General features: G+C 60.4%; 9 protein-coding genes and 1 pseudogene. 5 read left to right on the forward strand and 5 right to left on the reverse strand.

Going from position 1 to position 9,494, the window contains the following annotated elements; genetic code table 11:
• Positions 1 to 310 (reverse strand): E3 binding domain-containing protein (locus Q0288_RS02020; protein WP_299426389.1); only part of this gene is annotated, 310 nt, incomplete at its 3' end.
• Positions 311 to 480: 170 nt separating this feature from the next.
• On the opposite strand from Q0288_RS02020, the gene Q0288_RS02025 reads away from it, so the two are divergent.
• Complete coding sequence (locus Q0288_RS02025) at positions 481 to 1,554, forward strand: aminopeptidase (protein WP_299426392.1); 1,074 nt, start codon at positions 481 to 483, stop codon at positions 1,552 to 1,554.
• 360 nt (positions 1,555 to 1,914) lie between these two features.
• Here Q0288_RS02025 and Q0288_RS02030 read toward each other — a convergent pair whose 3' ends face one another.
• On the reverse strand, positions 1,915 to 3,591 hold the full coding sequence (locus Q0288_RS02030) for a 30S ribosomal protein S1 (protein WP_299426395.1): 1,677 nt from the start codon (positions 3,589 to 3,591) through the stop codon (positions 1,915 to 1,917).
• A gap of 536 nt (positions 3,592 to 4,127) precedes the next feature.
• Here Q0288_RS02030 and Q0288_RS02035 point away from each other — a divergent pair.
• On the forward strand, positions 4,128 to 4,340 hold the full coding sequence (locus tag Q0288_RS02035) for a DUF433 domain-containing protein (protein ID WP_299426398.1): 213 nt from the start codon (positions 4,128 to 4,130) through the stop codon (positions 4,338 to 4,340).
• A gap of 154 nt (positions 4,341 to 4,494) precedes the next feature.
• On the opposite strand, the gene Q0288_RS02040 is transcribed toward Q0288_RS02035, so the two are convergent.
• Together Q0288_RS02040 and Q0288_RS02045 are read right to left on the reverse strand one after the other, a co-directional pair.
• A complete protein-coding gene (locus Q0288_RS02040) occupies positions 4,495 to 5,223 on the reverse strand; it encodes a molybdenum cofactor biosynthesis protein MoaE (RefSeq protein WP_299426402.1) in 729 nt (242 codons plus the stop codon).
• A gap of 111 nt (positions 5,224 to 5,334) precedes the next feature.
• Positions 5,335 to 6,240, reverse strand: coding sequence for an HrcA family transcriptional regulator (locus tag Q0288_RS02045; RefSeq protein ID WP_299426405.1), 906 nt, complete (start codon positions 6,238 to 6,240; stop codon positions 5,335 to 5,337).
• A gap of 249 nt (positions 6,241 to 6,489) precedes the next feature.
• Between Q0288_RS02045 and Q0288_RS02050 the strand changes: the two genes are divergently transcribed.
• Positions 6,490 to 7,851: an ammonium transporter gene (locus Q0288_RS02050; protein WP_299426408.1), complete on the forward strand. Its 1,362-nt coding sequence runs from the start codon at positions 6,490 to 6,492 to the stop codon at positions 7,849 to 7,851.
• Positions 7,852 to 7,862: 11 nt separating this feature from the next.
• Positions 7,863 to 8,213, forward strand: a complete 351-nt coding sequence (locus tag Q0288_RS02055; protein WP_299426411.1) for a P-II family nitrogen regulator — start codon at positions 7,863 to 7,865, stop codon at positions 8,211 to 8,213.
• Positions 8,214 to 8,264: 51 nt separating this feature from the next.
• On the opposite strand, the gene Q0288_RS02060 is transcribed toward Q0288_RS02055, so the two are convergent.
• The gene (locus Q0288_RS02060) at positions 8,265 to 9,110 is read right to left on the reverse strand and encodes a hypothetical protein (RefSeq protein ID WP_299426413.1); all 846 of its coding nucleotides are present in this window, start codon (positions 9,108 to 9,110) and stop codon (positions 8,265 to 8,267) included.
• Positions 9,111 to 9,171: 61 nt separating this feature from the next.
• Between Q0288_RS02060 and Q0288_RS02065 the strand changes: the two are divergent.
• Positions 9,172 to 9,494, forward strand: a pseudogene (locus Q0288_RS02065) (hypothetical protein); the annotation flags it as partial.

The raw sequence follows: 9,494 nt of genomic DNA on the forward strand, positions 1-9,494 counted from the left end.
CAGGCGAGGGGGGGGTGGGTGCAGGTGGGGTGGCGGCGGGTGGGGCTGGCACCAGATCCCCTAGTTGCACCCCCTCCTTCTGTAAGGCCGCCTGAGCCTGGGCCATGTTGGGGATAGCGCCGGGTGGGGGGGTTACTTCCTCTGGGGCTGGGGGTAGGTTTACTTCGCCAGCCATTACCCTCGCCAGGAAGGCTAGAATATCCCGTTCGACCACTGTACCATCGGGGCCAGTACCCTGAATTTGTCGCCAATCTATACCGTTTTCTTCCGCCAGACGACGGGCCAGCGGTGTGATTTTGACTTCGCTCATGCTTTCTACATCATAGCGCAGAAGTGGTGAATTTCACGGGGATATGCGTATGGGAAAAACCGTACTGGCCAAATTGCCCGAAATAATCGTTCAATTTAGACCCTTTGTGGTGTACTTAATCCTGCTATGGGGTCGGTATGTTCCAGCCGAATGGGTATAAATATGAGGGTATGGAAACCCGTTTTGCTGCCTTACTGGCCGAGTACTGCCTGGATGTGCAGCCGGGTCAGACCGTTTTGATCGAGGCCGAGCCCTCTGCGCTGCCGTTGCTCGAAGCGCTGCACCCTGCTGTTTTACAGCGCGGGGCCTTTCCAATCATTCAGCTCTTCCCGGCAGGGGTCTCGAGGCCCTTTTTCCTGTATGGAGGCGAGTGGCTGGATCAGGTTCCTCCAGCCCAGATGCAACTGGTCGAACACGTGGATGCCAGCCTGCGCATCGAGAGTGCCCAGAATCCGCTCGAGCTGAGCGATGTCCCCCCCGCCAGAATAGCCCAATACCGCACCGGATGGCGGCCCTACCTGCAAAAGCGGGCCAGAAAGCGCTGGTGTCTGACGCTCTATCCGACCCCAGGCTATGCGCAGCAAGCCGGAATGCCCACGGCTGGCTTTCGGGCCTTTGTGGAGCAGGCCCTGTACCTCGATCGTCCAGATCCGGTAGCCGCCTGGCGCGCGCTATCGGCTTTCCAGGCTACCCTGACGCAGCGTCTGCAAAAAGTAAAGGAAATACGCATCCAGGGCGATAGAACCGACCTTCGGCTCCTGGTGGAAGGACGTACCTGGATCAATTCCGATGGCAAGCGAAACATGCCTTCGGGCGAGGTTTTCACGGGTCCCATCGAATCCTCTGCTGAAGGGGAGGTCTGCTTCAATCTGCCGGTGGTGGTCTCGGGGCAACGGGTGGGGGGGGCACGGCTGCGTTTCCAGGGGGGTCGGGTGGTGGAGGCCAGGGCCGAATCGGGTGAGGAATACCTGCTCAAGATGCTCGAGGCCGACCCTGGGGCCCGCTACCTCGGCGAGGTAGGCATCGGCACCAATTTTGGCATCAGCCGACCCACTGGCCTCATCCTCTACGACGAAAAAATTGGCGGTACGGTGCACCTGGCGCTGGGGCAAAGCTATGCCGAAACCGGCGGAACCAATCACTCCTCCATACACTGGGACTTAATTCTGGATTTGCGTCAAGGGGGGCGGATTCTGGCCGATGGTGTCGTGTTGCAGGAGAACGGACAGTTTGTGGGCCTGTAGGCGGTTCCCACGAACAAGCTGTGCCCTATTCGGTTTGTCAAATCCATACGGCCCATCTGCGCGGTAGCAGAGTGATTTTCACCGGTACTTCCAGCAGTAATGGGTTGTACCGTGGGAGGGAATTTGCGCTACCCACAGAGCCGCGCCGACCCCGACCTCATAAGTGCAGCGCGTAAAACCATCCCCGAAATTTCTATCGTGGGCGCACCGGGTACCCAACTGAATGCCGAGCCCTATGCGGCGACCAACCTGCAGCAGAGCTATCTGCTGTGTAGGGGGGGGAGGTTTTGCACATCGGCAAAAGGCGGTGCAAAAAGTAAGCCGCCCGTGGTGGGCGGCTTATCGCGATGGACTCGAGGTTTAGGCCTTCTCTTTGTCCTTATCTTCTTCCAGGTCGAGCTGGCTCAAAAGGTCGCCGAATACGTCACCCAGCTTGACATTGGTATTGGAAGCCGCAGCCACACTGGGGTCGTAGTTGGTGTAGGCGGCTGCGCCACTGGAACCCCCGTAGTCGAAATCACGCTCGCGGCTGCGCCCTACACGGGGGCCGCCCTTGCCCTTGGGACGCTTGGGGCGCTCGCCACCCTTGCCATCGCGGCGTGCTTTACGGCCTTCCCCATCTTCTTCACTGGGAATGCTAACCGCCTGAGGCGGTGGGGCCAGGAGGCGCTTGCGCGAGAGGCTGATGCGCTGTTCCACGGGGTCAATCTGGAGGATGGCAGCCTCGACTTCATCGCCCTTCTTGAACATCTCGGAGGGCTTCTCGACGCGCTCGTAGGCCAGCTCGGAGACGTGAATCAGCCCTTCGATGCCAGGCTCGATCTCCACAAACACCCCGAAGTCGGTCAGGCCCGTGACCCTGCCCTTGACGGGCGTGCCGGGGGGGAAGCGGTCGGGCAGGCTCTTCCAGGGGTCGGGCTGGGTTTGTTTCAGACCCAGCGAGAGGCGGCGCTCGGCGGGGTCAATGCGCAAGACCTGGGCTTCGACTTCCCAGCCTTCCTTCAAGATTTCACTGGGGTGCTTGGGGCGCTTCGTCCAGGACAACTCGGAGATGTGGATCAGACCTTCCAGCCCAGGCTCCACTTCCACAAAGGCCCCGAACTGAGTCAGGCCCACCACCTTGCCATTCAGCTTCGAGCCGATGGGGTGCTTTTCCGAAACGGTTAACCAGGGGTCGGAGCTGAGGGCCTTCATCGAGAGGTTGACCCGCTCGCGCTCGCTATCCACCGACAAAACTTTGGCCCTGACATCCTGGCCCTTATGCACCACATCCTTGGGGTGGTTAAAACGGCCCCAGGTAATCTCGCTGCGGTGTACCAGGCCATCCACCCCACCCAGGGCCACGAACACGCCGAACTCGGTGACTTCGACCACCTGACCCTCGACGATATCGCCTTCCTTAAGTGCTGAGAGGATACTGGAACGGGCAGCCTTTTGTTCGGTTTCCAGTACGGTACGGCGCGACAGGATTACGCGGCCCTTCTTGCGGTTGAGTTCAATGATTTTGACCAGGAAACTCTGACCGACGTATTCGTCGAGTTCCGGAGTGCGCTTGAGATCTACCTGGCTGGCAGGAAGGAAGGCGCGAATACCTTCGACGGTAGCGACCAGACCCCCTTTGACCTTTTCCTTCACCTGTACCATCACGGGCTCGCCCTTGTCGAACAAGGCTTGCACCCTTACCCAGCTCTGGTCGGCCTCGGCCCGCTTCTTGGAAAGCACCACCTGGCCGTTCTCGAGGTCGGCCCGCACCACATAGGCGCTCACTGCATCGCCGGGCTTGAGCAGGTTCTTTAACTCCTCGTCGGAGAGCGGCTCCTCAGTGAGCTGGTTGAAGGGAATGATGGCCTCGGTGCGCGCGCCAATGTCCACCATCACGCCATCGTTGGTGATGAGCACCACCGTACCGGCAATGACCTGACCGCGCTGCACGGTCTTCTCGAGCCGAGCCTCTGCATCTTGCAGGGCTTGCTCCATGCTAAAAACTTGGGGCTGGGTTCCAGTTTCCACTGGAGTCTGGGTAGCTTGGTCTTCCATTCGCCTGTTTCCTCTCTGCCGTTACCTTCTGCCGCGTCAAAATTCCCACCCAGACTGCTCTGGGTTTGGTCTGGGAATAGTCTGCGCGACGGGTTGTCTCCCCAAGGATGCTAGACCCTAAGCTGAGACATACCTGTTAGTTATAGCATAGGTTTCTGGGTTTGTCCAACACGGCACAGCCCAATTGAGCATGGATAGATACCCAGTCCAGGGCGAGTTTTCTCATACTTCGTCACCAGGGGTTGGGGGTTGGACAGCCGGGTTCTGGATCCCAAACACTGCACCCTTTGAGAGGGCGCGGCGTTTTACCCCGTAGAACCCGCAATGCTAGGTGGGATTTCTGGAGCAAGCTCTACCTGGAGCACCCTCGCGTTAACCGCACTATAGGGCACTTCAACCTAGAACCAGTATTACTAGTACTGGGCGCAGTACCATCGTGTTTGCGGGTCGGCTCATCATCCAACGCAGGTGTGGCTTAGCGGTTGGTGAGACCCCGAGAGGTGCACGTGTCGCGGAGTTCGGAGTAGTCTGCATTTATGGTTAAGCCTGTCATTTCCTGCAACCCCGATGTAATGGGCGGCACCCCGGTGTTCGCGGGCACCCGAGTCCCCGTTCAGACGCTACTTGACTATCTGGAAGCTGGAGACTCCATCGATGAGTTTCTCGCGGGCTTCCCCTCGGTGAGTCGGGAACAAGTCATTGAGTTTCTCGAGCAAGCGAAAGACCGGCTGGTCGCCGCTGCCTCGTGAAGGTACTCGTTGACGAGTGTGTTGACTGGCGTCTTTCGCGCGACATCGTCGGCCACGAGGTCAAGACGGCGCGGCAAATGGGCTGGTCGACCATCCGAAATGGGGAACTGCTAGCGTCTGCTGGAACACGGCGTTGGGCCGATGAGATACCGCGCTACAGTTGGCGCCCTTCGGGTGCGTACCCCTCCACCCAGTGCGAGCCATCGGGCAGGAATTCCTTCTTCCATACGGGTAGAATTTGCTTAACGCGTTCAATGCAGTAGCGGCAAGCCTCGAAGGCCTCGAGCCGATGTGGCGAGGAAATCACGATCAGAATGGAACCCTCACCGGGCATCACCCGGCCCAACCGATGCCACAAGGCCACCCGGCCCAGCACCCAGCGCTCGCGCATCTCGGCAATAATTTGCTGCATGGTCTTCTCGGCCATGGCCGGGTAGGCTTCGTATTCCAGATGGGTTACAGCCTGCCCCTTATTGGGGCTGCGGGTGGTGCCCAGGAAGCTAATCACCGCACCGTAAGGGTCGCCTGAAGCCCAGTCCACCCAGGGTTGTACGGCCAGAACCTCGTAGGTCAGGCCCAGGTTGTCGTTACCCTGAACCCCACCCTCCCGGTGCATAGCGCTACCCACCACGGGGGAGGGAGTCGAGGAGCCCCCGGAGACGGGGGGCAAAAAAGCCAGCACATCCCCTTCTTTGAGCCCATCGCTGGCCTGGGCCAGTTGCTCGTTGATGGCCGCCAGCCCGCCAGAGAGCTGCAGGGGGTATTGCTGTTCCAGCAAGATTTTAGCATCGGCTACTGTGGAACTGGCAGGGAGGTCTAGCTCGAGCCGGGCCTGTCCCGCCTGCTCACGGAAAAGGGCAAATAACAGCACCTGAATACGCATAAGAAAGATTGTCCCGGGTCGAGGGCCCAGTGTCTAGGGGCAGAGGCTCAATGCACAGGCCAGTCGCGTACCCAGGGTGCCCAACTGCGAACCCAGAGTGGCCCGAAGCCTTCACTTCCCCATGTACACCTGGCTCATGGCAAAGGCCACCGAGAGGGCCTTTTCGTAGCGCATGCGCACTGGACCCAGCAGTGAAAGTTCGCCCACCTGATCATTAACACCGATGCCAGCCTGCACCTGCGAGAGCCCTTCGTCCTCGCCTACCCGGACGTTCATGCCTCCGGGAGGGGTGAGGGTGGGGTCGCTGGGGGCCTCAAACACCGCGATGGCCTGGCGTAAAAACAGCGGGTTCTGGGCCTCAGGCTCGCTGAGCAACAGGCCCACCCCTTCGCGGTACTCCTCCTGGCTGCCCTGGGCAAAGGCTCTGCCGATGGACTCGTAAAGCTCCATCAGGGCGGGCGTGCTGGCCTTGACGAGCCCAGATGCTCTGAACAGGCGTTGCTCGGCCTCAGTAAGCTGGGCATCGGTGGGGGTAAAGGATAGATCAATACGAGCCTCGCGCACCCGCCCTCCCTCCAGAACCGCTACCGCCAAAACCTTGCCGGGTGTCAGGTTGGAAAGGTGCACCTGCAGCAGTTTGGGTGTACGCTGGGGTTTGAGCCGCAGCATGGCCGGATAGCCCGAGAGCTTGGAGGCCACTTGTACCAACAGCCCCTCGCGTCGTGCCCCGGCACCTTCCAGCACCTGGGCCAGCTTGTCCAGGGTGGCCTGGGGCAAGGGGCTGGGTGGTAGTTTGGACAGGGCGTAGTGGCGGAATCCGGTGCGGGTGGGGATGCGGCCTGCCGAGGCGTGGGGCTTACTGGTCAAGCCCTGCAGCTCGAGTTCAATCAATTCGTAGCGCACAGTTGCGGGCGACAACGACAACTGCTCTGCCAGTACCCCCGAAGGCACAGGGGTCTGGGTCTGGATATAGCTATCCACCAGCAGGTGCAGGATGCGCAGTTGCCGCTCGGTCATGATCTACTCCAGTTTAGAACCAAACCCGCAGTCTGTGGTATTGCGGGTTGCATTGCGGTATCTGGGTTGACGATCAATAGAAAATTGCACTGCGTTGAAACAGCGACAAAATGCATGTATACGCCAAAATATTATTTTCAAATCGGTAAAGATAGGCAAAACGTCATCAAATTTGTGGACATTTGTCCAAATTATGATTGACAATATGCAAAAGCTCCGGTAGTCTCTTGCCCAGGAGGTGAAGGGTTGATGAAAAACCTTCGAGTTCCGATATTCCTGGTGGCCATGCTGACGGGCCTGGCCCTTGCCGAAGACCCCGAGTTTAGTGCTGCGGATACAGCCTGGATGCTGGTCGCTACCGGTCTGGTGCTGTTGATGACCCCGGCGCTGGCCTTTTTCTATGGGGGCCTGGTTCGCTCCAAAAACGCCCTCAACACCATGATGATGAGCTTCTCAGTACTGGGCTTTGTGGCAGTGGCCTGGGCCTTGTTGGGTTATACCCTGGCTCTCTCGGGCGATGGCAACTTTATTGGCGACCTGCGCTACCTGTTCCTCAACAACGTTGGGGTGGAGAACAAGGGGGCCATCGTCGCCATCACCATTCCGCATATGCTCTGGATGATCTTCCAGGGTACGTTTGCCATCATCACCGCAGCGCTGGTCTCGGGTGCGGTGGTCGAGCGGATGCGCTTCCCTGCTTTTTTGCTGTTCATCACCCTCTGGAGCCTCTTGGTCTACGCTCCGATTGCCAAGTGGGTCTGGGGAGGCGGCTTCCTGGCCGACCTGGGCGCCTGGGATTTTGCGGGTGGAACGGTGGTACACATCAACGCAGGGATTGCCGCTGTGGTAGCAGCCCTGGTGCTGGGCGCACGCAAAGATTTTGGGCGGCAGGCCATCCTGCCTCACAACGTGCCCTTTGTGTTGTTGGGAGCAGCCCTGTTGTGGTTTGGCTGGTTTGGCTTCAATGCGGGTAGCGCCTGGGCGGCCAGCGCAACCGCCGGGCTGGCCCTGACCAACACCATCCTGGCACCTGCTGCCACCATTGTGGTCTGGTCGCTGATTGATTTGATGCGTACAGGCCGGGTAACCGCTGTGGGGCTGGCCACCGCTGTTGTGGTGGGCCTGGTGGTGATTACCCCAGCCGCTGCTTTTGTTTCACCCTCCTTTGCCCTGGTGATGGGCGCGATTGGAGCCTTCCCTAGCTACTATGTGCTGCTATGGCGGGCCAGGAGCGGGATGGACGACTCGCTGGATGTGTTCGCCAGTCACGGCATCGGCGGCATAACCGGCGCCATCCTGACCGGGGTGTTTGCTCAAAAATCGGTCAACGGCTTGTTTGATGGCTTAATTGCGGGCAACCCTGCTCAGGTACTAATCCAGGCCTTTGCGGTACTGATTGCGGTGGTATACAGCGGGGGCATGACCTTTGCGCTGCTAAAGCTGGTAGGCGCCATCACCCCGCTCAAAGCCCCGATCAAGGAAGAGGGTGTGGGTATGGACATTACCCAGCATGGCGAAGAAGCCTACACCAGTGGCGAGGGCGCGATCCTGGTTAACACCGAATCCGCCATGCCGGCTGCCAAACCCAAGCCCGTGGGGGGCACCGACTAAGGAGGGGTGTGATGAAACTGATTGTTGCGATCGTTCGGAGCGAGAAGCTGAACGAGGTCTTGGAAGCCCTCTTCAAGGCCGAGGTGCGGGGCCTTTCGATCAGCCGGGTGCAGGGGCATGGCGGCGAGACTGAGCGGGTCGAGACCTACCGGGGCATCACCGTCAAGATGGAGCTTTCGGAAAAAGTGCGTCTGGAAATTGGCGTTTCCGACCACTTTGTAGAGCCTACCGTGCGGGCCATTCTGGCCAGTGCACGTACTGGCGAGGTGGGCGACGGGAAGATCTTCGTGATGCCGGTGGAGAAGGTTTACCGCATTCGTACCGGCGAAGAGGACACCGCTGCCGTTACCCCGGTTTCCTGAATCAACCCAACCTGCTGTTCGGATCAGGCGGAGTCATCCGTCTGGTTTCTTCTACATCTTCTGTACGCTCAAGATGCCGACCCCGGCCCCGCTGCTAATGTCGGAGATGTAGATGGTTCGGCCCAATTCCACGGTCTGACCTGGGGTTACGGGGTCTCTGGCCTCGACACAGAGGCTCAGGTGGCCAGGGATGTGGATCACCTCGAGGCCGCCCGGGCCGGGGCGCACCCGCAAGCGCTCGAGGCCCACCTCGCCGATGGCCTGTCCCAGGTCGTATTCGCTCATCAAGGTTGGGATGTATTTGCGCCGTTGCTCTGGGACAGCGCCAAAAAAATCCAGACTGATCAGGCTGGGAGTTGCCGTGGGGTGCAACACCCTGACCTCCTCCCCCCCGGATGGCCCATAGCTCATGCTCAGCCCTGCGCCCACCGGCTCGGCCCGTAGGGCTGCCAGGGCCGTTCGGCGCATCCGAACTAACATTAGACTCCCCAACAGCACCGCCCCCAGCAGCCCTGCCAAGACCCACAACCACCCCGGCCAGCCCCGCGAAACCACGATCGGGGGCACCTTCAGCCGCCAGACTGGAGGCAGTTCGACCAGGGCCCCGGGGGCACTCACCACCTTGAAGGCAGTCTCGACGACGGCCTCTTGCGGGCTCTGGTTGGAGACTCGAAGCTCAAACTGTTCGCCTGGACGCAAAGAAATGGCCGTGGGGTGATCGTTGTAGCTGACCCGCAGGGCGGGGGGTACTTCCCGGAGGCTTAGCTCGAGGGGTGAGGTAGCTTCGGCACTGCCCTCGAGGCGATACACCACCACCACGGCGCCATCCACCAGACTGGGTAAGCCCACCGATTGCAGCAGGTATTGGGCGGGTTTGGGGGGTTGGGGCTTACCCACCGGTGGAGGGGTAGCCGGTACAGCGGAGGGCACTACGGCAGGAGGAGTGCTGGGAGGGGGTTTGGTGGGTTCCGCCGACTGCCTGGCAACAGGAGGTGGGATCGGCCTGGGCTGGGCCGGAGGGGCTGCCCGGGGCTTTACCGATGGCGCCAACGCAGGGGGCTCTGGGCGTGGTCGGGACGGGGGTGCTGGCGGACTGGCTCCAGACTGGGGGGAGGTGGGCCTGGTTACAGGGTTGATGGGTTTGGGGGCTGGAGCAGGCGGAGGGCCTGGTTCTTCACCGTATTCTTTCTCTACCCCTGCCTGGACACTGCCAGGCCTGGAGGGTAGGTCTGCCGCAACCACTGGCCTACCCGGGGCCTCGGCGGCGGCTTTTTCTTCTGT

Source organism: uncultured Meiothermus sp. (assembly GCF_937863175.1).
Lineage (GTDB): Bacteria > Deinococcota > Deinococci > Deinococcales > Thermaceae > Meiothermus.

Excerpts from the sequence above, each read along its gene's own strand:
- Q0288_RS02035 (WP_299426398.1), top strand. The coding sequence starts at position 4,128 with ATGGTTAAGCCTGTCATTTCCTGCAACCCCGATGTAATGGGCGGCACC.
- Q0288_RS02055 (WP_299426411.1), top strand. The coding sequence starts at position 7,863 with ATGAAACTGATTGTTGCGATCGTTCGGAGCGAGAAGCTGAACGAGGTC.
- Q0288_RS02050 (WP_299426408.1), top strand. The coding sequence starts at position 6,490 with ATGAAAAACCTTCGAGTTCCGATATTCCTGGTGGCCATGCTGACGGGC.
- Q0288_RS02030 (WP_299426395.1), bottom strand. The coding sequence starts at position 3,591 with ATGGAAGACCAAGCTACCCAGACTCCAGTGGAAACTGGAACCCAGCCC.
- Q0288_RS02045 (WP_299426405.1), bottom strand. The coding sequence starts at position 6,240 with ATGACCGAGCGGCAACTGCGCATCCTGCACCTGCTGGTGGATAGCTAT.
- Q0288_RS02040 (WP_299426402.1), bottom strand. The coding sequence starts at position 5,223 with ATGCGTATTCAGGTGCTGTTATTTGCCCTTTTCCGTGAGCAGGCGGGA.
- Q0288_RS02025 (WP_299426392.1), top strand. The coding sequence starts at position 481 with ATGGAAACCCGTTTTGCTGCCTTACTGGCCGAGTACTGCCTGGATGTG.